The organism is Corallococcus sp. CA049B (assembly GCF_003611685.1).
GTDB lineage: Bacteria > Myxococcota > Myxococcia > Myxococcales > Myxococcaceae > Corallococcus > Corallococcus coralloides.
Genome location: NZ_RAWC01000027.1, coordinates 1 through 21,413, shown reverse-complemented (window position 1 = coordinate 21,413; position 21,413 = coordinate 1). Strand labels below are relative to the sequence as shown.

Sequence of the window (21,413 nt, the reverse complement as noted above, 5' to 3'; positions counted from 1 at the left end):
TGCCCGCCATCCGGTGGGCCGAGTTCTTCAGATGGCCGAAACCCCCAGAGTCCCCGTCCCTCCGCAGGCGCGCCGGCTCTCCGTGCAACAGCGCCTGAGCGCGCTGGAGGCGGAGCAGAACCAGTTGCGCCAGGAACTCGTCACCTTGCAGGGCGAAGTCCGCCTGCCAGGCCTCTACCTGACCGTGGAGGCAGGCGACACGACCGCGCTCGTGCCCGCCAGGCAGGTGCAGGAGGTGGTGCGGCTGGTGGCGCTGGATCCGCTGCCCGGCGCGCCGGTGCACGTGTCCGGTTCGTTCGTCTACCGCGGCAGCCCGGCGGTGGTCGTGGACGTGGCGCGCCTGATGGGCGTCAAGCGCACGCCGGATCTGGACTCGCTGCTGGTGGTGGTGGACGCGGGCCGCATGGTGGCGCTGCTGGTGGACCGGGTGAAGGACCTGGTGGAGACGCCGGTGCTGGTGGACGGCTCGCAGAGCGGCGAGGAGAAGCTGCCCTGGGACGGCACCGGGCTGATGGCCGGGCTGTGCCGCACGCCGGAAGGCCTGCGCCCGCTGCTGCGCACGAGCGCGCTGCTGAACGGCACGGAGGGCCTGTGAGCGACGGGCTTCTCGACGACGCCACGCTCGCGAAGGTCGAGGAGGTGCTCCAGGGCGCCTGCGGCCTGACGCTCGCGAGCAGCCTGCGTCGCTCGCTGGAGCCCGCGCTGGCCCGCGCGGCGCTGACGCGCCAGCTGTCCGAGGCGGCCTTCCTGCGTCAGCTGCTCATCCGCGAGCCGACGGCGGTGGAGGCGTTCATCGAGCACGCCGTCATCGGCGAGACCTACTTCTTCCGCCACCCGGAGCACCTGCGCGCGCTGGCCTCGCGGGCGAAGGCGCACCAGGGCGGCCCGTTCCATGTCTGGAGCGCGGGCTGCGCGAGCGGCGAGGAGCCCTACAGCATCGCCATGGCGCTGATGTCCGCGGGGCTGGGCAACGGCGGGCGCTTCCGCGTGCTGGCGACGGACGTGTCCGGCCGGGCCCTGCAGCGCGCGAAGGCCGGCATGTACAGCCCGTGGTCGCTGCGGCGCATCGAGCCGGACCTGGAGAAGCGCTTCCTGGTGCCGCACCCGGGCGCGTCGGGAAACGACACGCAGCACAGCGTCTCCCCGGAGGTCGTGCGCACGGTGGACTTCCGCCGCCACAACCTGGCCACGGACGCGGTGCCGTCCCTGGGCTTCCACGCCATCTTCTGCCGCAACGTCCTCATCTACTTCACGCCGGAGCTGGTGCGCGCGGTGCTGAGCCGGCTGCTGAGCGCGCTCGCGCCGGGGGGGCTGCTCTTCGTGTCGCCCGCGGAGGTGCCGCTCACCAACGAGATGGGGCTGGAGACGCTGGACGTGGACGGCACCCCCGTCCTGCGCGTGCCCCTGGAGCAGCCGTGGAGCGGGGGCGAGTCCGCGACCGTGGCCCCTCCGCGTCGCGACGCGACCGCGGCCTTCACCGCCGCCGCGCTCGGCCGGCAGACGCCGGTGCCGGGCAGCCTGCGGCTTTCGCCCCGCCGCCCCACGCCCGCGCCCATGCCGGCCTACGTGGCACGGCCGTCCATCCTGGCTCCCACTTCGGCTCCGGCGACGGACGCCCCGAGGGCCCAGGCGGCCACGCCCGCGGCTCGGGCGGCCAAGGACGCGGGCCTGCTGACGCGGGCGCTGGAGGCGGCGCACGCGGGCCACTTCGAGGAGGCGGAGGCGCTGGCGCGCGAGGCGGCGCGGGCGCTGTCTCCGGAGGCGTACCTGCTCCTGGCGATGGTGGCCGAATCGCGCAACGACCTGGACGCGGCGGTGGAAGCGGTGCGCAAGGCGTTGTACCTGGAGCCGCAGCTGGCGCTGGGACATGCGACGCTGGTGGCGCTCTACAGCCGGTTGGACCGGCGCGAGGACGCGGAGCGCGCGCGGCAGAACGCGCTGCGCGCCCTGGACGGATTGGATGACGAGCACCCGCTGCGAGGCGTGGAGACGACGATGACGGCGGGAGGCTTGCGGCAGGCGCTGGCCCCCCGTCCTTCGCAGATGGGCTGGCAGGGCGCGCGCTGACATCATGGAACGCGCCGGTACACGTGAGGTGGGGACAACGTGGAAGCGAAAGGTTTGAAGGTGGCGTCGCCTCAAGGGGCGGATTCGACCAGGCTCAGCCTGCGGACGAAGATCCTCGGGGGCACGGGCATCTTCGGCATCGTGCTGGTCGGCATCCTGACCGTCGCGTTCTGGATGCAGATGAGCGACAGCCTGCTGGATGAGCTCACCAAGCGCGCGCGCGCGGTGGGCATCGGCATGGCGTTCGCCGTGTCCCCGTCCGCGGCGGCGAATGACGCGGCGATGCTCCAGGCGGGCACCGACGCCGCCCTCAAGAGCGTGGCGGACCTCGCGTACATCGTGATCCGCGACGCGAGCGGCAAGGTGCTGGCGCGCTCCGCGGGTGAGCACTTCGCCACCGCCGCCGCCGTGGAGCCCGCGGACGGAGACGGGGTGGTGGACCGCCTGTTGACGGTGGGCACGCTGCCCGTGGTGGAGACGACGGCGCCCATCCTCTTCGGCCCGCCGGGCGGCACGCTCAAGCGCGTGGGCACCGTGCAGCTGGCGCTGGACCGCGAGGCGCTGGCGGACTCGCTGTCCTCCAGCACCTGGCGCACCGCGGGCCTGGGCCTGCTGGTGCTGGTGCTGGGCCTGATGGCGGCGGCCGGCATGGCCAGCCTCTTCATCGTGCCCCTGGAGCGGCTGGCCCGCGCGGCGGTGGGCATCGCGGCGGGGGACCTGCGCCAGCAGATCGACACCACCGGCACGGACGAGATTGGCGAACTGGCGCGCAGCTTCGCCACCATGGCGGACGCGCTGGTGCACCTGCTGCACGACCTGCGCGGCGCGGCCACGGACCTGGAGCACGAGGCCGCGGGCGTGCTGGCCACGTCCACGCAGCAGTCCGCGATGGCGCACCAGCAGGCGTCCGCCATCAACGAGACGAGCACCACGGTGGCGGAGATCGCCCAGACCTCCAAGCAGGCCACGTCCTACGCGGACGCGGTCATCGCTCAGACGCAGAAGTCGGAGTCGCTCAGCGCCCAGGGACAGAAGGTCGTCACGGAGAGCGTGGAGGGCATGGAGAAGCTGGGCGAACAGGTGAAGGCCATTGCCCTGTCCATCACCGACCTGAACGAGCGCACGCTGCAGATCAGCGACATCATCGGGCAGGTGAAGGACGTGGCGGAGCAGTCCAACCTGCTGGCCCTCAACGCCTCCATCGAGGCGGCGAAGGCGGGCGAGCACGGGCGCGGCTTCGCGGTGGTCGCCACGGAGATGCGCACGCTGGCGGAGCAGTCCCGCATGGCGGCCGAGCAGGTGCGCGTCCTCCTGGGTGAGGTGCAGAAGGGCACCCGCGTGGCCGTCACGACGACGGACGAGGGGAGCCGGCGCGCCCAGGCGGCGATGGAGCTTGCGCGCGGCGCGGGCTCCACCATCCTGGGCCTGTCGGAGGTCATCCGCGAGTCGTCCGGGGCGGCGCGACAGATCGCGGGCAACACGCGGCAGCAGACCATTGGCGTGGAGCAGATCGCCACGGCGATGGGCGAACTGACGTCCGCCATGAGTGATTCAGTGGAGGGCACCCGGCGCATCGAGCAGGTGGCCGGCAACCTCTCCATCTTGTCGAAGCGCTTCTCTGAACTTGTAGGCAGGTACCAGCTATGAACAGCAACGTGACGGGTGGGGCACGCAAGGCGGCGAAGGTGCTCATCGTGGAGGACACGAAGACCATCACCAACCTCCTGCAGGTCTACCTGATGGGGTGGGGGCTGGACTTCCTGGACGCGCCCAACGGCGCGGTGGGACTGAAGCGGGCGCGCGAGCAGAAGCCCGACCTCATCATCTCCGACGTGCAGATGCCGGAGATGGACGGCTTCGCGCTGTGCGCGGCCATCCGGGGCGACCCGAAGCTGCACGACACGCCCTTCATGCTGCTCACGTCGCTGAAGGACGACGCGAGCCGCCAGAAGGGGAAACTGGTCGGCGCGAGCGCGTTCCTCAACAAGCCGGTGTCCGTGGACGACCTGCGCTCCAAGGTGCGGGACATCCTCAAGCTGCCGGCCACGAAGTACTAACGGGCATCCATGTCAACCGACGACCGCAAGCTGCAGCCCATCGACTTCGACGAGCTGAAGGCCTCGCTCGACGCGGCCCAGATGCTGCTTGAAGGCGCCACCGTGGTGAGCGCCCACAGGCGGCGCGAGGTGCTGCATCAGCGCGCGGTGGCGCTGGCCAACTCGCGCCACGAGACGCGCCAGGAGGTCGTCACGGTGCTCGCCTTCCAGGTGGGCGGCGAGCGCTACGCGGTGAAGATCGACTACGTGGACCACGTGCTGGAGTCGCGCGGGATGTGCTCGCTTCCGGGGGCGCCGCGCCACGTGCTGGGGGCGCTCCTGTCGCGCTCGCGCATCGTGCCGGTGCTGGACTTGCGGCAGCTGCTGGGGCTGGAGGGCGGGGGCATGTCCGACCTGAGCAAGGTCGTGGTGGTGGAAGTGGAGGACGAGGCGTTCGGGCTGGCGGCGGAGGTCGTGGACGGACGGCTGGAGTTGCCGCGCGCGGAGCTGTCCCAGCCGCCGCCGGGGCCGTTCCTGTTCCTGACTCCGGACCGGCTCACGGTGCTGGACCTCACACAGCTGGGCAACCCGGCGGCCGCACGGCGCGGCTAGAGGGGACTGGGGTTTCATGGATCCGCAGTTGCTGCGCAGCATCTGGCCGGTGTTCGCCGCGGAGACGCGCGAGCAGATTCAGGCCATCGGGTCGAAGGTGCTGGGGCTGGAGCAGCCGGCCAGCGCCCGCGACGCGGACCTGCTGCCGTCGCTCAAGCGCGTGGTGCACAGCCTCAAGGGCTCCGCGGCGAGCCTGGGGCTGGACGACATCGAACGCATCGTCCACGCCATTGAAGACGGGCTGTCCCACGTCGACGTGGATCAGCCCATCTCCCGGGGCGCCGTGGAGGCGATGCTTCGGGGCCTCTCCGCCATCGAGAACGCCCTCAACCGGGGCGACGCGGGTGAACAGCCCGTGGTGGACGGCGTGGCTTCGCTGCTCAAGGCCCTGGGCCACGAGGAGCCGGCCGCCCCCGGGTCCGACGACGCCGCCATCAACGGCCCGTTGGGCGAGGACGGGCTGAAGGCGCTGGTGGCGCTGGAGGCGGCGCTGAGCACGCTGGTGTCCCCCAAGGTGGAGGACCGGGCGGGCGCGGTGCGCGCGGCGGTGGACCAGGCGCACGCCCTGCGCCAGAGCGCGGAGGCCGTCCAGGCGGACGCGGTGGCCTCGCTGGCGGAGGCCGCGGCGCTGGGCTTCACGCGCATGGAGGAGGGTGGGGACGCGGCGGGACAGGCGGCGTCCGAGGTGGCGGGCGCGCTGGTGGACCTGCGCATGGCGCTGAGCGTGGCGGAGGACGCTGCCGCGGTCCCGGAGCCCGAGCCCGTGAAGCTGGCCCCGGCCCCCGTCGCGAAGCCCGTGGCGCGCGCGAGCACCCCGGCTCCCGAGGGCCGCGCCGGGACGGTGGACCGCGCGGTGCGCGTGTCGGTGAAGACGCTGGACTCGCTGGCGCTCCAGGTGGAGCACCTGGTGTCCGGGCGGGCGCAGCAGGGCCGGCGCACGGAGGGCTTCCGGTCGCTGACGGATCAGGCGCATGAGGTGCTGCTGCACCTGGAGCGCGCCGCGTCGCAGCTGGCCATGTCCGGCGGCGGATCCGCGCTGGAGCCGCTGCGCACGGGCCTGGGCCTGATGCGCACGATGCAGAAGCGCCTGCTGGAGCAGGCGAAGGAGGCGCACCGCGACGGCGAGCAGCAGGCGCTGGTGGGCCAGGTCATCCGCGACGACCTGCGCGACCTGCGCATGGTGCCGGCTTCGCAGGTGCTGGAGCCCCTGCGCCGCACGGTGCGCGAGACGGCCTCGCGGCTGGGCAAGGAGGTGGCGCTGGAGCTGGGCGGCACCGACGTGCGGCTCGACCGGCGCATCGTGGACGCGCTGAAGGATCCGCTGGTGCACCTGGTGCGCAACGCCATCGACCACGGGCTGGAGATGCCCGCGGCGCGCAAGGCGGCGGGCAAGTCGGAGACGGGCCGGCTGGTGGTGCGGGTGGAGGCGCGGGGCACGCGCATTGGCGTCATCGTGGAGGATGACGGCGGGGGCCTGGATCCGCTGCGCGTGCGCGCGACGGCGGTGCGCCGGGGCCTGATGACCCAGGAGGCGGCGGACAAGCTGTCGGACACGCAGGCCGCGCGGCTCATCTTCCAGCCGGGCTTCTCCACGCGCGACGAGGTGACGTCCACGTCGGGTCGTGGAGTCGGCCTGGACGTGGTGCTGGCCACCGCGCAGCGGCTGCAGGGCAGCGTGGACGTGGAGTTCACGCCCGGCAAGGGCACGCGCTTCATCGTGGACCTGCCGCTGACGCTCGCGGCGGCGCTGGGCCTGCTGGTGCGCACCGGCACCACCGTCACCGCGATTCCCTCCGACACCGTGAAGCGCGTGCTGCGGCTGGACGCGGACGACGTGGGCACGGTGGCGGGGCGCGTGGTGGCGCGGCTGGACGGCGAGCAGCTCACGTTCCTGTCGCTGTCGGAGGCCATCGGCCTGCCGCGCATGCCGCTCGCGCTGGAGTCGGGCCGGCGGCAGACCGCGGTGCTGCTGTCGCTGGGCGAGGAGCGCGTGCTGTACGCCATCGACGAGGTGGTGGGGCAGCAGGAGCTGGTGGTCCGCTCGCTGGGCAAGCACCTGCGGGACGTCACGCACCTGGCGGGCGCGGCGGTGCTGGACGACGGCCGCGTGGTGCCGGTGCTCAACGCGCCGGAGCTGCTGCGCGCGGCCAAGCCGGACACGCGCACCTCCAGCGGCGAATCCAAGCTGCCGCGCATCCTGGTGTGCGACGACTCGCTCACCACGCGCTTCGCCATGAAGTCCCTGCTGGAGATCGCCGGCTACCCGGTGGTGACGGCGTCGGACGGCGAGGAGGCGTGGCAGGTGCTGGAGCGCGTGCACTGCCACCTGGTGGTCAGCGACTGGCAGATGCCCCGGCTGGACGGCGTGGGACTGGCGCGGCGGATCAAGGGCCACCCCATGTTCCGGCGCACGCCCATCATCCTGGTGACGTCGCTGGACAGCAACGAGGACCGCGCGGCCGGTCTGGAGGCGGGCGCGGACGGCTACCTCGTCAAGCGCGAGGTGGAGCGCGGCAAGCTCCTGGAGCTCGTGCGCCAGCTGCTGCCGGGCTGAAGGCCGGGCAGGGTGGCCTGGAGACGACGACGCCCCGTCCTTCGCTCAAGAGCGAGGGACAGGGCGTCTGTTCTTTTCAGCCGCGCGGCGCTTCAGCGCGGGCGGACCCACGCCTTGGGCCAGTCGTCGAACTCGGTGACCTCCTGGTCGTCGACGAGCAGCGTGTACATGGACTCCTCGGGGAAGTCGCCGATGCGCAGGCGCAGCTCCTTGCCCTCCGCCTTGGTGCGCAGCGGGTGGAGCGGGTCCGACGTCTTCACCCACTCCAGCTTCTGCTTCATCAGTTGATCAGCGTTCATAGCTTTGCCTGTGGCTTGGCGTAGATGTTGTCCACGGCCTGGTTGGTACGCTGCGAGCTGTTGATGATCTTGTCGTACGCCTGCGCCTCGCTCAAGCCGCCCTTCTTGGCCTCACCGACGAGCTGCTCGAACGAGGGGCCGTCCAGCCGGCCGTACTTGAAGAAGTCGCGCGCCTTGAGCAGCGCGGATTCGAACGTGCCCATGAACTGACGCGCGTCCACGCGGGCCTTGTGGCGGATGGCGTGCGCGGCCTTCGCGCGGTCCTCCAGCGATGCGCCCTGTGCCGCCAGCTTCGCGTCGTTCGCGGGGATGCCGGCGACCTGCTGCTTGTACCAGGCGCGGATCTCACTGTTGGTCGTGGGCTTCTTCGCGGCGCCCGCGTCCGTGCCGTTCACCTTCGCCGCCCCTTCCGGGTTGCGCGGGCGCGTGCGCGACGGGCTGCCGGGGGACACGTCGGAAGGCGGCCGGTTGGCCGTCGGAGGCGCGGAGTTCGACCGGGTGGGCTTCGTCGGCGTCGAGGACGGCGACGTCGTCGTGTTGGGCTTCGCGTCCAGGGAGTTGCCGCGACGCGGCTGCGGCGTCGACTGCGTGGAGCGCACGCTCGAGCTTCGGTTGAGCTTCATGGGGAGGCTCTCGGGGTCAGGAAGGAAAACCGCTTTCCCTTTTATCGCACTGGCGGGTAGGCGAGTTGCGACCTCCGCCTACCTTTCATGCGCTGGCCCGATGTCCCCTAGCGGTGGGCGGGTACAGGAAAGGCGTCATCCCCTGGCAGCACCAGGGTGAGCTCCAGCCGGGGCTCCACCGCCACGGCCAGCGTGCCTCCCAGGCGCTCCGCGAGCTGCTGGAGCATGGCCTGCGCCCGCGCCGTCAGGGCCGCGCCAGGGCAGGCCCGGACGCGCAGCAGCCACTGGGAGGCCTCCTGGGCCGGGCCCAGGTGGACGTCCACGGCCACGGCGCCAGCGGTGCCCCTGGCCAGCGTGCGGGCGAGCAGCTCCCAGTCCGCCCGGGCTCCCCGCACCGGCACGGTCCGTTCCGCGGGCAGCGTCAGCGTGGCGGCGGCGCGGCCTCGCGTGGGCGCGAAGGCGTGCGTCAGGACAGGGCGCAGGTCATCCAGGCCCGGCACGGGGGGGGCCAGGCGCCGGTCGATGAGCTCCTTCTGATCCGCGGCGACCTTGGCGATCCGCTCCAGGTAGCGCTGCGCCTGCGGGCCCAGCGGTCCGCCGGTGCCCTTGATCATCATGTCCACGTAACCCTTGATGACCATCAGCGGCGTGCGCAGGTCGTGCGCCGCGCGTGAGCGCCGCTTGTCCTGCGCCGCCACGGTGCGCTCCAGGCGCTGCTTCGCTTCCAGCAGCCGGGCCTGACGTGCACCCTGGGCCACCTCGCGTGCGTGCGCCGCGAGCAGCGCCGGGGCGAACGCGCTGAAGCGCTTCACCACGCTCCGCTGCGACGTCGTCTGTGGCGCGGGCCATAGCTCCAAGAGGGTGGGCCGCTTCGAAGCCTCCGCGCGACGGGCGGGGACGTTCCCCACCTTCATCACGCACACGCGTCCTTCATAGAGGGCCGCGCCGGTCGCGCCGGTCAGCCGCAAGGACGCCTTGAGGAGAGCCTCCAGGCCCGCGCGCGTTCCTCCGCGCAGCGCCTGCTCGGCCACCGCCGTCAGCGTCGTTTCCATCCTGGCATCGAGGTCGTCCTCGATGCGCCGCCCCATCCAAGCCCCAGCCCGCACGCGCCAAGGAATGGCCATGCCCGTCAAGAGGCGCAATGGCTCCACCAGGGAGCACTTCCGTTCCGCACCAGGCAGCAATCCTTTACCCACGGTGATCGGTACGGGCGGACATTTTTACCGCCATTCGGGCAGGCCCCTCACGCCAAACCCTTGCTCTTGCTGGGAAAAGGCTTTGGCCAGCCGCTTGCTATCACCTGCCCACGTCAGGCTGGGCGGGAAGGGGCGGATGGGTACTCTCGATTACTACGCGACGATGGCTCGGATGGCGCCTGGGGCGCTCGCGAAGAGCGCGGTCCGCCGGGTCCAGAAGGTCGCACGGCAGGCGCTGTACCGCCGCCGCGAGCAGGTGGACGAAGCGCAGCTGCTGGAGTCGTTCGGCGCCACGCGCGCCGAGGAGCTGGTGACGCTCGCGCTGGATCACCGCACGTCGCGGGCCTGGTGCGAGCTGTCGCAGCGCGAGTCCGCTCGCGCCGCCATCCAGAAGCTCCCGGGCGCGAAGGCGCGCACGCTGGAGCGCGCCGCGAAGGCGCTCCGTCAGGAGTGGGACGTCTTCGGCACGCAGGTGGCCTTCGGTGAATGCAAGCCGGTGGACTGGTCCCTGGAGCCGGTGAGCGGCCGGCACTATCCGGTGGACCCCGTGGAGCGCATGCCGCTGCACGTGACGGGCATGGATCCGAAGTACCCGTGGGTGATGGCCCGGCTGGACAGCGCGCTGGCCCTGGCCCAGGGCGCGTGGGTGGCGGACACCGAAGCGGAGCGCTCGCGCTTCGCCACGGCCTTCGTCGCGCAGACGCTGGACTTCCTTCAGGCGAACCCCGTGGGCATGGGCGTCCACTGGACGTGCCCCATGGAGATTGCCCTGCGCGCTGCCAACCTCGCGCAGGCGCTGGTGATGTTCGCGGACGCGCCAGCGGTGCGCCGTCCGGAGTTCCTGGTGCCCGTGCTGGGCGCGCTCGCGGAGCACTGCGCCTGGGTGGAGGCCCACCAGGAGGACACCAGCGCGGTGCCCAACAACCACCTCGTCTCCAACTACGTGGGGCTCGCGGTGGTGGGGCTGCTCTTCCCGGAGCTGCCCAGCGCGCCTCGACAGGTGGCGCTCGCGGCCAACGGCCTGCGCGCGCAGATGGAGGCGCAGGTCCACCCCGAGGGCACGTCCTTCGAGGGCTCCATTCCCTACCACCGCCTGTCGGTGGAGCTCTTCACCCTGGCCTATCTCGTCGCTCGCGGCGCGGGCGTGTCCCTGGGCCCCGCGTATGAGTCGCGTCTGCGATTGATGTTCGTCGCGGCCCGCGCGTGGTCTTCAGAGTCCGGCCTGGCGCCCCAGATTGGCGACAACGACAGCGGCCGTGTGTTCCCGTTCCAGGAGCGCGAGGACGGAGATCACAGCTACCTCGCGGGGCTGGGCGCGGCGCTCTTCAACGATGCGGGGCTGGGCGGCGGCGTGTTCCCGGACGAGGCGGCGTGGCTCCTGGGCGACGCGGGCCTGGTGCGCTTCAACGCGCTGTCCGTGGCTCCCGCGCCCGCGTCGGTAAGCTTTTCGGAAGGTGGCTTCCACATCTTGCGCGGTGAGGGTGCCGTGCTCACCGTCTCGGCCGGAAAACAGGGGCAGCGGGGCGTCGGAGGACACAGCCACAACGACAAGCTCTCCTTCGAGCTTCACCTCGCCGGCCGCCCTGTCATCGTCGATTCAGGCACGGGTTCGTACACGCGGGATCCGGCCCTGCGCAACGCGATGCGGAGCACCGCGGCGCACAACACGCTTCAGGTGGATGGGGCGGAGCAGGCCCCGTTGGATCCGGCGCGGCTGTTCGCGCTGCCGGAGGATGCCCGGGCTCGCGTCGTGGCCTTCCAGCCCGGCGCGAAGCATGACCGGCTGGTGGTGCGCCATGACGGCTACCGCCACCTGCCGGCCCCGGTAGGGATTGAGAGGACCTTCTTCCTCGACCGGCACGTGCGCGCGCTGGCCGTGGGGGACCGGCTCGTCGGAACGGGCCGTCATGAGGTGGTCGGACGTTTGCACCTGCCGGATGCGCAGGCGCGGTGGTGCCAGCCCGCGGCGGAAGTGGTGGCGCGGGCGGGGCGCGTGCAGGAGGGCCCGGAGGCCTTCGATGCACGGGCCCTGGAGATTGGTCCGGCGGATGCACCCGCGGGTTGGGTGCTCTTCGGGCAGGGGTTGGAGACCCTGCTCGTGCCGTCTCGCTACTCGCCCGCGTATGGGCGCGTGGTGCCGGCGGTGTCGGTGGAGTTCCGGAGGCAGCTGACGCCTCCGGCATGGTTGGGGTGGGTGTTCGTCTTCAGGTGATTGGTGTGGGTCGGGACGTGTGAGCCGGCGAGGCCGCACGTCAACTGCTGGGGAGTAACGACAATGCGCGTGATGGTTGGCAACCCGTTGCTGGGTCGGATTCAGAATCGGGAAGCGAAGGTGGGCGTGGTGGGTCTCGGGTACGTCGGTCTTCCGCTGGGCATGGCCTTCGCGGAAGCGGGCTTCCCGGTCACGGGGCTGGACGTCGACCAGCGCAAGATCGACAAGATCGCCAAGGGTGAGAGCTACATCAAGCACATCCCCAGCGCGCCGCTGGCGGAGCTCACCAACGCCGGCAAGCTCAAGGCGACCAACGACTTCGCGAAGTCGCGCGAGCTGGACTGCGTGGTCATCTGCGTGCCCACGCCGCTGACGGCGTCGCGTGAGCCGGACATGACCTTCATCATCCAGACGGGCGAGGCCCTGGCGCCGTACGTGCGCCCCGGCCAGCTCTTCATCCTGGAGTCCACCACCTACCCGGGCACCACGGAGGAGGTGCTGAAGCCGCTGCTGGAGAAGAACGGCCTCAAGGCGGGCGTGGACTTCTTCCTGGCCTTCAGCCCCGAGCGCGAGGACCCGGGCAACAAGGGCTTCAATACGAAGACGATTCCGAAGGTCGTGGGCGGCTACTCGCCCGCGTGCCTCGAGGTGGCGGTCGCCCTCTACGGCAGCGCGCTGAAGGAAGTGGTGCCGGTGTCGTCCACGCGCGTGGCGGAGCTGGCCAAGCTGCTGGAGAACATCTACCGCTGCGTGAACATCGCCATGGTCAACGAGATGAAGATGCTCTGCGACCGCATGAACGTGGACGTGTGGGAGGTCATCCAGGCCGCCAGCACCAAGCCCTTCGGCTTCCAGCCCTTCTACCCGGGCCCCGGCCTGGGCGGGCACTGCATCCCCATTGACCCGTTCTACCTGACGTGGAAGGCGCGCGAGTTCGAGTTCCACACCAAGTTCATTGAGCTGGCCGGTGAGGTGAACTGGCAGATGCCCTACTACGTGGTGCAGCGCACGATGGAGGCGCTCAACCAGAACAAGAAGGTGCTCAACGGCGCGAAGGTCCTCTGCATCGGCGCGGCGTACAAGAAGGACATCGACGACCACCGCGAGTCCCCGTCGCTGCGCGTGATGACGCTCCTCAAGGAGAAGGGCGCGGAGATCGCCTACCACGACCCGTTCGTGAAGGAGCTGCACAAGGGCCACGGCTTCAACATGGAGATGAAGTCCGTCCCGCTCGACCCGGAGACGCTTGGCCAGTACGACGCGGTGATGATCCTCACGGACCACTCGCACATCGACTACAACGAGCTGGTCCAGCGCTCGAACATCGTCGTCGACACGCGCAACGCGACCAAGGCCGTCACCCAGGGCCGCGAGAAGATCGTCAAGGCTTAAGGCCCGTAGCGAACCGAGCATGCGGGCAGGAGGGTCCTCGCTTCACGCAAGAGCGTGAGGGGAGGGCCCTCGCCGTGTTTCTGGCTACAGTGCGTGGCCGTGCCTGGCTCCTCCCGTCCCCTGTTCCCGCTGTTCCTGGCCGCGTCCTTCCTGATGGGCGCGGCGCCTGCTCCCGACCCTCGCGCCCCGTTGCTGGACGCGATGAGCGCGGAGCTCCAGCGCAACCAGCAGCAGCTCAAGGTAAGCGGCCATGAAGCGCCGTACTTCCTGAGCTACGGCGTGAAGGACTACGAGTCGCGGTTGATCATCGCGCGCTATGGAGCGCTGTTCCAGGACGACGACTACCGCGAGCGCAAGCTGGGCGTGGACGTGCGCGTGGGCAGCTACGACTACGACAGCTCCGTGGCGGACTCGCTCGACTTCGGCTTCAGCACCAGCAAGGGCTCCAGCTTCACCGCGCGCAAGGACGGGCCGCAGGACGACTCGCCGCTCGCGCTGCGCACGGCGCTGTGGCTCGTCACCGACGAGAAGTACAAGGCCGCCCTCTTCCAGTACCTGAAGAAGAAGGGCGAGGACGTCTACTCGGTGGAGGACCCCAAGCGCCCCGCGTCCTTCTCCAGGGAGACGCCGGCCACCTACGTGCAGCCGCCGGTGGCGTTCCCGTTCGACCGGCAGAAGTGGCGCAAGCTGGCGCGCGACGTGTCCGAGCGCTTCAACGCGCACCCTGAGCTGTTCGATTCGGAGGTCCGCATCACCGCGGACAAGGTCACCCGGCTGTTCGTGTCCTCGGAAGGCACGCGCCTCATCACGGAGGAGACGCTGTACGCGTTCCATGTCTCCGCGGTGACGCGCGCGCCGGACGGGCAGCTGCTCGACAACTCGCGCAGCTTCTACCTGCCCACGGAAGCAGGGATGCCCGACGAAGCGCGGGTGCACGCGGCGGCGCAAAAGGTCATCGATGAATTGCTCGCGCTGCGACAGGCGCCGGCCATCACCCCGTACGCGGGCCCGGCCATCCTGGCGCCAGAGGCCGCGGGCGTGCTCTTCCACGAGACGCTGGGCCACCGGCTGGAAGCAGACCGGCAGGATGGCGACACCGACGGCAAGACGTTCAAGGGACAGGAGGGCAAACAGATCCTCCCGGCCTTCCTGTCGCTGCGGGATGATCCGTCCCGGCGCGAGGTGAACGGCGAGCCGCTCAACGGCTTCTACCTCTACGACGAGGAGGGCGTGAAGGCTCAGCCGGTGATCCTGGTGGAGAAGGGCGTGCTCAAGGGCTACCTGATGAGCCGTCACCCGGTGGAGGGCTTCCCCAAATCCAACGGCCACGGGCGCGGCCAGGGCACGCTCCAGCCGGTGGCGCGCATGGCGAACCTGATTGTCGACAGCACGAAGCAGGTGAGCGACGCGGAGCTGAAGAAGCTGCTCATCGCGGAGGCGAAGCGGCAGGGCAAGCCGTACGGGCTCATCATCCGCGACATCACCGGCGGCAACACCAACACGTCCAGCTACGGCTACCAGGCCTTCAAGGGCGTGCCGCGCATGGTGTACCGCGTGGACGTGAAGACCGGAGAGGAGACGCTGGTGCGCGGGGTGGAAATCGTGGGCACGCCGCTGTCGTCGGTGAACCGCATCCTCGCCACGGGCCAGCGCCTGGGCGTGTTCAACGGCTTCTGCGGCGCGGAGAGCGGCAACGTGCCCGTGTCCACCGTGGCGCCCGCGGTGCTGCTCCAGGAGCTGGAGCTTCAGCGCGCCATGGAGGGCAAGGACCGGCCGCCGCTCTTGCCTGGCCCGGCCGCCCCGGTGAAGGGAGCGGCCGGACCGGAGGCGAAGAAGGACTAGCCGACCTTCTTCATCACCACGTAGCCGCCGGCGGGGATGTTCACCGGGGTGTTCCCGCCGTTCAGCGTGGCGCCGTAGTTGCCGAAGTTGCCGCCGCCGTACACCGCGGCGTCGCTGTTCAGCACTTCCTTCCACTGGCCCGGGGGCAGCGGCAGCGAGTAGCCCTCCAGGTTCTTCTTGTTGAGGCTGCCCACCACGAGGAACTCCTCGTTGCCCGACTTGCGCGTGAAGGCCATCACGCTGTCGTCGTTGTGGGTGTAGACGCGCTTGACCTCGGCCGCGGCGCTGAATGCGTCGCTGCTGTTCCTGAGGCCGATGGAGTCCTTGTAGAAGCTGAAGGACTGCCGGCGGGTGACGTCCAGCATCGCGTCCCTGCGCTCGGAGGCGGGCAGGGCTGCCACCTCCGCGAACAGCTTCTTGTCGTCCGCGGAGAAGGCCTTGTACGCGCTGTCCTTCGCGCGCGCGTCCGGGGACAGCGTGAAGAGGCGCTCGTAGGTGGCCTTGGTGGTGTCGTTGAACGTCACCTTGCCGAAGTCCACGTCCTTGCCGATGTCCTGCCAGCTCCAGTCGCTGTCCCAGGTGGACGGGTTGCCCCACTTGAAGGGGTTCTGGGCGCCGAACTCGTCACCCTGGAAGAACATGGGGATGCCGGGGCCGGCCATGCCGATGCCGGCGGCGAAGCGGGCGGCGCCGCGCGACCAGTTGTCCGGGAAGTCGGTGGGGTTGGCGCCCTCCGCGGTGTCCAGGGTGCGCTCCGCGTTCCCCACCTCGTCGTGGTTGGAGATGATGGACAGCGCGTGCTTCCAGCCGTCCAGGCCGCGCGGGTTCGTCATCAGGTTCACGAACCCGTCCACGTCCGTCTTCATCCCGCGCGCGGCGGCCTGGATGAGGCCCGGCTTGCTGTTGTCGCGCACCAGCTTGTGCTGGAACTCCGTGTACCACTGGGCGTCGAAGCCGCCGCCCGTGCCGTCCGGCTTCGCCGGGCGCGAGATGTCCGGCTCATAGTCGAACTGCTCCGCCACGGTCCACGCGTTGGGGTTGAGGAAGTGCACCTGGCGGTTGATCTCCCGGAGCATCTCCCAGCCGTCCTTGCCGCCCGTGCCCTTGATGGGCTCCGTGAAGTCGAAGCGCAGGCCGTCGAACTTCAGCTCGGCGATCTGCTGCACGGCGTGGTCCACGAAGAGCTGCTTCACCTGCGGCGTGTTGTACGCGGGCACGGCGCCCCACGGGGTGTCGCGCTGCTCGAACTGGCCGGGCTCCTTGGCCCAGTTGAAGTAGGGGTTGCTGGGGCCGCCCACGTTCCACAGGCCGTTGTGGTCGCCGAAGACGTGGTTGTAGACGACGTCCGACACCACGTTCAGGCCCTTGCCGTGGGCCGCGTCGATGAAGCGCTTGAGGGCCTCATCGCCCTCCACCCACTGACCGTTCTCGTCCTCGAAGCCGAAGGAGCTCTCCGTGGCCAGGCTGTTGACGCCCAGGTAGCCCCAGTTGCGCGGGCCCTCCACCTCGTTGGTGGGCAACAGCTCCAGCGTGGTGACGCCCAGCTCCTTGAAGTAATCCAGCTTCTTGATCATGTCCTCCATGGTGGAGCGGTTGGCGTTGCCCGCCTCGCCCAGGAAGCTGCCCACGTGGAGCTGGTACACCACCCACTTGGACGGATCCTTCTCACGCGGGACGTCGTCGTTCTTGAACTGGAACGTCGTGGGGTCGGTGAGGATGGAGCCGCGGAAGTCCACGCCGCTGCCCTTGGTGATGAGGTTGCTCCAGGGGTCGTTCTCCGCGGACGCCCGGCGCTCCACGTCGGACAGCTTGCCGTCGTTGTTCACGTCGTCGCGCAGGTGCAGCTTGCCCTGCGCGTCCTTGTCGAACACCTGGAACTCGTAGCGCAGGCCGACGAGCTTGTCCGGGTCGTTGATGAGCGCCGTCCACGCGCCGGCCTGGTTCGTCATCTTGATGCGGCCGTCGTCGGAGACGTTGCGCGACCAGAAGTCGTTGAGCTTCCCGCCGTGCAGCTTGTCGATGAGGGTGTCGTCGAACTTGCCCAGGCGCTCCTGGAGCTGCTGCTTGTTGAGCGGGTTGCCGTCGCCATCCTTGAGGACGAGGTACGCGCTGTCCGCGTCCTCCGCGCTGTCGATGTCGAAGCGCATCAGGCCGGTGGCGCCGGGGAAGTAGCGGTCCACCTCCTTGCCGCGCGTGGGGTCCAGGTAGAGCCGGTCCAGGCCGCGCTGCTCGCCCATCATCCGGCGCGCGTAGGGGTCCGGCCTGTCGCTGACGGCGCCCGTGGAGTCCACCACCTCGTAGACGTAGGCCTTGCCCTCCATCTTCGCCCACGCGCCCTTGGCCTGCGTGGTCCAGTTGCCGCCCTCGTCGCGCGTCATGGGGATGCGCTGCTCGCGGCCCTCCTTGTCCGTCACCTTCACCTGCACGGCCCGCGCGTCCGGCGCCCAGAACTTGAAGTTCACGTCCTGGCCGGACTTCTGCGCGCCCATCGTGTGGTACGTCGTGGGCGAGTAGGACGCGGTGGGCTTGGAGAGGTCCAGCTTGAGGTTGCCCTCGCCCATCACCGCCCACTGGTCCTTGCCGGACGGGCCGTCCACGCTGACGCCCCACTCCCAGTTGTGGGCCAGGCCGTCGTCCGCCACCTTCACCGTGGCCTCGTACTTGCCGTTGCCCAGCGGCTTCATGGGGATGCCGCCGGAGGACCACTGCGCGTTGTAGCGGCCGTCCGCGTCCCAGCTGCCCTTGAGCTTCGGGTTGGTGAGCGCCGCGTGCGGGCCCGCGTCGTACGTGAAGGTGATGGTGCGGGGGGTGGGGCTCGCCACCGTCGCGCCGTTCTTCACCGCGGACGTGGGCGCGGCGCCCAGCAGCGCGCTCGCGTTGGAGGAGCGGGCCAGGTTGCCGGTGCCGGCCACCGGGGCGCGGGCGCCCGCCGCTGGCGTGGATTCGAAGCCAGACTGATTCCGCTTCGCGGCGGCGGCCTTCGCGGCGGCGGCCTTCTGGCGCTCCGCCAGCGTGGCGGCGTTGGGAGTGGTGCTACCCGTGGCGGGGGGCGAGGAGAGTTTCGGGCGGTTGATTTTGGAATCAGTCACGGGGCAATCCTCCGGCGGCCCACGCATAGCGGGCTTGCTCAACTTGTCGGGCTTGGGGCCCCCGGAGTTGTGTCCGGTGGCGTGGAAGTGGGCGAATGTGGGGCGGGTGACGGTGCAGGCTGGGGATTCCCAGGAACTCCGCGTACTTCCGGGGGCGGAAGGGCCTTGGGGAGGGTCAGCCGGCCCCCCTTGAAGCCGCGCAGGTACACGTAGCGGCGGAAGTCGCGGAGGAAGGCGTCCACGGGCAGGCCGATGGCCTTCTGGAAGCCTCCGGTGAAGTCGTGGCCCCCGCGCATGGCGGCGAGCACGCCGCGGACGCGCTTCTCGCCGTAGCGCTCCATGAGGAAGGTGAAGGCGTGGTGGGCGGCGCCGTAGACGGTGGCGTTCTCGGTCTCGTAGAGCGACTCGGCGCGGGCGAGCGGATCCGCCTGGGGGTACTGGTGGAGGAAGCGGGCCAGGTCCTCCAGGCTGGGGACGCGGTAGCCCTGGCCAGCGGTGTACGAGGCCATGCCCTCGCTGAACCACAGCGGGATGCCCTTCTTCGTCCAGTCCGACACGGTGGCGGACGCCTGCCACATGAGGCTGTGGGTGAGCTCGTGCAGGAGCAGCTCGTCCACCTGCTTCTGGGTGGCGCCTGCGCGCGTCCAGGTGCGGGGGCTCTGGACCTCCACCTGCTCGTAGCGGGCCCAGGCGCGCAGGAAGTCGTAGCCGGAGCGGCGGGCGGCGCGCTCCAGGGCGGCGTGGTTCGGGTGGATGACCAGGGTGACGGGCTCCTGGAAGGCGCCCCAGCGGGCCAGCTGGGGCGCGGCGTTCTCCACGGCGCGGCGGACCATGTCCGCGGATTGGGCGTCCTTCGCGGAGTGCTCGAAGAGGAACTCACCGCCGGGCAGCGCCAGCGTGGCGGCGGGGCTGGGGGCTTTCTGCACGGAGGCGCACGCGGAAAGGAGCAGCGTCGTCCCGAGCAAGGCGAGCAGGGCGGGCAGCTGGCTCCATCGTCCGGTACCGCCCACCCGCATCCAGCGTCCCTCTAGTTGGCCCCGAGCCAGCGGATCACCGCGCGGCCCACGTCCGCGACGGTGGAGAAGGACGCTACCTCCGGGGCGGAGGGGCCGAAGTAGAGCATGGGCACGGCGTGCACGGTGTGTCCTCGAACCGACAGGTCCTCCACGTTGCCGTGGTCACTGCACACCAGCACCCGTGCATCCGCGGGCCGGGTGGCGGCCACGGCGCGCAGGAAGGCGTCGAAGGTGTCGAGCGCCAGGCGGGCGGCCGTGAAGTCCTGGGCGTGGCCGGCCTCGTCGGCGAGGTAGTGCTCGAAGAAGGTGAAGTCCGCCTGGCCCGCGATGCGCCAGAAGAGGGCCGCGGCTTCGCCGGGCGTGCGGTGGGGCACGTCCAGTCCGTGCGCGCGAGCGGCGGCGCCGGTGATGTCGTGGGTGAGGCCATCGCCGGCCCGCGCGTCGTCCAGCGTGCGCAGCGCTTCGCCTCCGGCGGCGAAGGCGAGCTTCGCGGCCGAGGGGCGCACCTTGCGCGCGGCGCGCTCCGGCAGGGTGAACTCCGGCGGGGACGTGGACGGGCGCCGGGGGACGCCGAGCGCGTCCAGGTACGGTGCGGGGTACGCGTTGGCGAAGGTGGCGGTGCGGCCCGCGGCCTTGAGGCGCCGCACGATGGAGCGCTCCGCGAGGAGGTCTCTCAGGGCGGGGTTGGGGTAGCCCAGCACGTGGCCGCCCACGAGGACGGGGGCGGGGTCCCCGGTGAGGATGGCCGTCTGGTTGGAGGCGGACTGGGGCCGGCCGGGCACGCCGAAGGTGGGGTCCACCGGGAGGCCCACGCCGCCATGGGGCAGGACGGGGACGGGGGCGTCCTGGAACCAGGCCAGGAGGTGGTCCCGGTCCGCGAGCGGGTTCACGGCCGGGTCCTTCCGTCCGATGCCCACCCCGTCGATGAACAGGACCGCGACGCGCACGGCCCGGGACTGTATCCTCGAATCCGACACGCATGGCCATCCACGGCGACCTCTTCAGCTACCCGCTCCCCGAGTTCCTTCAATGGTTGGACAGCTCCCGCAAGACGGGGACGCTCCAGCTGTCGTGGGAGGCAGGCGAGCGCAAGTTGTTCCTCCTGTCCGGCCAGGTGGGCGCCACCGCGAGCGAAGGCCTGCGCGGCCGGGTGGCCCGCCTGCTGTCGCTGCCGAAGCTGGCGACGGGTACGCGCGTGCTGGCGGCGTTCGACGAACTGGCGCGCACGCCGGACGTGGACGCGGCCTTCGACGCGCACGGCGTGCAGGCGCGGTGGGTGCGCGACCTGGGCCGCGAGGAGCTGTTCGCGGCGATGACGGACCTGACCATCGCGGGGCAGGGCACCTTCCACTGGACGGAGGACGCGGACCGCACCGGTGAGGACTGGGTGCCGTCCGACATGAGCATCCGCGAGCTGCTCTTCGAGTCCCTGCGCTGGGTGGACGAGCAGGGGGACGTGGACAAGGCGCTGCCCATCGACGCGCTGAGCGTGAAGGCGCTGGCGCCGCCCAGCCCCAGCCAGCCCTTGATGCACCGGATCATCCTGGCGCTGACGACGACGCCGCAGAACCTGGGGCGGCTGCGGCTGTCCATGGGCGTGTCGCGCTCGTCGGTGACGCGCCGGGTGCACGAGCTGTTGCGCGCGAAGCTGGTGGAGGTGGACGGCGCGCCGCAGGTGGAGGCCGACCCCGTGGCGGAGATGCTGGAGAAGGGCGCGGTGCTGATGCGCGAGGGCCAGTACGACGCGGCCGGCATCGTCTGCGCGTCCCTGCTGGCCAGCGACCCCGCGGACCGGCGCGTGCGCGAGTTCGCGCGCCTGGTGCAGCGCGAGCACGTGGCCGCGCTCTACGCGGACCTGCCGCCGCTGGTGGTGCCGCGGCTGATCCAGTCCCCGCAGGCGATGGTGATGCTCAAGCCGGAGGAGCGGCAGATCGCCGGGCTCGTCAGCGGGACGTGGGACGTGTCCACGCTGGTGCTGGCCAGCCCCGCACGCGAGCTGGAGACGCTCAAGACGCTGGCGAAGCTGCACCGGATGGGGCTGCTGGAGCTCACGCTCCCGCGCTGAAGCCAATGGGGCACGGCCCGGAAGCCGTGCCCCGCGCGAATCACCCGGCGGTCGGAAGCCCCACGGCGTTGAGCCGCACGAAGACCTGCATGAGGACGTAGAGCGCGAACGCCGCGTCGTCCACGCGCAGCTGCGGCAGCGTGGACAGGCCCTGCAGGCGCAGCAGGTCCGAACCATCCACGTGCAGCAGGAAGGCCTGCTGGGCCAGGGAGCCTTCACCCGCGAACGCCATGGCGCGGCGGACGGCGTCGGTGCAGGCGGTGACGCAGGTGGTGTAGTCCCCGGCGGTGAAGGCGGCCTCCGCGGCCCGGGCGTGGTCGAAGAGGTCCCCCGGCGCCAGCGCGCTCGTGGGCCCCAGCAGCTTGCTGCCCGGGGCCGGGGCCATGGCCACGGCGGCGGGCTCCACACGC

At 70.8% G+C, this 21,413-nt stretch carries 16 protein-coding genes and 1 pseudogene; 10 read left to right on the top strand and 7 right to left on the bottom strand.

Annotated features, from left to right (window positions below):
• Window positions 1-31 precede the first annotated feature (31 nt).
• Genes D7W82_RS09045 through D7W82_RS09020 form a run of 6 tightly spaced genes read left to right on the top strand, consistent with a single transcriptional unit; the run spans window position 32 to window position 7,269 of the window.
• Window positions 32-595: a chemotaxis protein CheW gene (locus tag D7W82_RS09045; protein ID WP_120617947.1), complete on the top strand. Its 564-nt coding sequence runs from the start codon at window positions 32-34 to the stop codon at window positions 593-595.
• Entirely contained in the window at window positions 592-2,067 is a 1,476-nt protein-coding gene (locus tag D7W82_RS09040; protein WP_120617946.1) for a protein-glutamate O-methyltransferase CheR, read from the top strand. Before D7W82_RS09045 ends, D7W82_RS09040 begins: the two co-directional genes overlap by 4 nt.
• A 39-nt stretch (window positions 2,068-2,106) precedes the next feature.
• Window positions 2,107-3,714, top strand: a complete 1,608-nt coding sequence (locus D7W82_RS09035) for a methyl-accepting chemotaxis protein (RefSeq protein WP_120617945.1) — start codon at window positions 2,107-2,109, stop codon at window positions 3,712-3,714.
• A complete protein-coding gene (locus D7W82_RS09030) occupies window positions 3,711-4,124 on the top strand; it encodes a two-component system response regulator (RefSeq protein ID WP_014398150.1) in 414 nt (137 codons plus the stop codon). The genes D7W82_RS09035 and D7W82_RS09030 overlap by 4 nt, the downstream gene beginning before the upstream one ends.
• A 9-nt stretch (window positions 4,125-4,133) precedes the next feature.
• Window positions 4,134-4,715: a chemotaxis protein CheW gene (locus tag D7W82_RS09025; RefSeq protein ID WP_014398149.1), complete on the top strand. Its 582-nt coding sequence runs from the start codon at window positions 4,134-4,136 to the stop codon at window positions 4,713-4,715.
• 16 nt (window positions 4,716-4,731) lie between these two features.
• On the top strand, window positions 4,732-7,269 hold the full coding sequence (locus D7W82_RS09020; protein ID WP_120617944.1) for a response regulator: 2,538 nt from the start codon (window positions 4,732-4,734) through the stop codon (window positions 7,267-7,269).
• A 92-nt stretch (window positions 7,270-7,361) separates the two neighbouring features.
• On the opposite strand, the gene D7W82_RS09015 is transcribed toward D7W82_RS09020, so the two are convergent.
• From D7W82_RS09015 to D7W82_RS09005, 3 genes are all read right to left on the bottom strand, one after another.
• The gene (locus tag D7W82_RS09015) at window positions 7,362-7,568 is read right to left on the bottom strand and encodes a hypothetical protein (RefSeq protein ID WP_120574963.1); all 207 of its coding nucleotides are present in this window, start codon (window positions 7,566-7,568) and stop codon (window positions 7,362-7,364) included.
• On the bottom strand, window positions 7,565-8,191 hold the full coding sequence (locus D7W82_RS09010) for a hypothetical protein (protein WP_120617943.1): 627 nt from the start codon (window positions 8,189-8,191) through the stop codon (window positions 7,565-7,567). Before D7W82_RS09010 ends, D7W82_RS09015 begins: the two co-directional genes overlap by 4 nt.
• A 107-nt stretch (window positions 8,192-8,298) precedes the next feature.
• On the bottom strand, window positions 8,299-9,243 hold the full coding sequence (locus D7W82_RS09005; protein WP_233587390.1) for a histidine kinase dimerization/phospho-acceptor domain-containing protein: 945 nt from the start codon (window positions 9,241-9,243) through the stop codon (window positions 8,299-8,301).
• Between the two features lie 280 nt (window positions 9,244-9,523).
• On the opposite strand from D7W82_RS09005, the gene D7W82_RS09000 reads away from it, so the two are divergent.
• The 3 genes from D7W82_RS09000 (at window position 9,524) to D7W82_RS08990 (ending at window position 14,833) form a co-directional block, all read left to right on the top strand.
• Window positions 9,524-11,599 (top strand): alginate lyase family protein, encoded by a 2,076-nt coding sequence (locus D7W82_RS09000; RefSeq protein WP_199727713.1) that lies wholly within the window; start codon window positions 9,524-9,526, stop codon window positions 11,597-11,599.
• Between the two features lie 72 nt (window positions 11,600-11,671).
• The gene (locus tag D7W82_RS08995; RefSeq protein WP_120617979.1) at window positions 11,672-12,991 is read left to right on the top strand and encodes a nucleotide sugar dehydrogenase; all 1,320 of its coding nucleotides are present in this window, start codon (window positions 11,672-11,674) and stop codon (window positions 12,989-12,991) included.
• A 153-nt stretch (window positions 12,992-13,144) separates the two neighbouring features.
• Window positions 13,145-14,833 carry a TldD/PmbA family protein gene (locus D7W82_RS08990; protein WP_120617978.1) on the top strand — a complete coding sequence of 563 codons (1,689 nt, stop codon included), beginning with the start codon at window positions 13,145-13,147 and terminating at the stop codon, window positions 14,831-14,833.
• Here D7W82_RS08990 and D7W82_RS08985 read toward each other — a convergent pair.
• From D7W82_RS08985 to D7W82_RS08975, 3 genes are read right to left on the bottom strand one after another with little or no spacing between them, the layout of a single operon-like run.
• Window positions 14,830-17,922 (bottom strand): alpha amylase C-terminal domain-containing protein, encoded by a 3,093-nt coding sequence (locus D7W82_RS08985; protein ID WP_120617942.1) that lies wholly within the window; start codon window positions 17,920-17,922, stop codon window positions 14,830-14,832. The two genes, D7W82_RS08990 and D7W82_RS08985, sit on opposite strands and share 4 nt — an antisense overlap.
• A 38-nt stretch (window positions 17,923-17,960) precedes the next feature.
• Complete coding sequence (locus tag D7W82_RS08980; protein ID WP_120617941.1) at window positions 17,961-18,938, bottom strand: hypothetical protein; 978 nt, start codon at window positions 18,936-18,938, stop codon at window positions 17,961-17,963.
• A gap of 11 nt (window positions 18,939-18,949) precedes the next feature.
• Complete coding sequence (locus D7W82_RS08975) at window positions 18,950-19,885, bottom strand: metalloenzyme (RefSeq protein WP_120617940.1); 936 nt, start codon at window positions 19,883-19,885, stop codon at window positions 18,950-18,952.
• Window positions 19,886-19,917: 32 nt separating this feature from the next.
• Between D7W82_RS08975 and D7W82_RS08970 the strand changes: the two genes are divergently transcribed.
• Window positions 19,918-21,003: a DUF4388 domain-containing protein gene (locus D7W82_RS08970; protein WP_120617939.1), complete on the top strand. Its 1,086-nt coding sequence runs from the start codon at window positions 19,918-19,920 to the stop codon at window positions 21,001-21,003.
• A gap of 40 nt (window positions 21,004-21,043) precedes the next feature.
• On the opposite strand, the pseudogene D7W82_RS08965 reads toward D7W82_RS08970, so the two are convergent.
• Window positions 21,044-21,413 (bottom strand): annotated as a pseudogene (locus D7W82_RS08965) (GTP-binding protein); the annotation flags it as partial.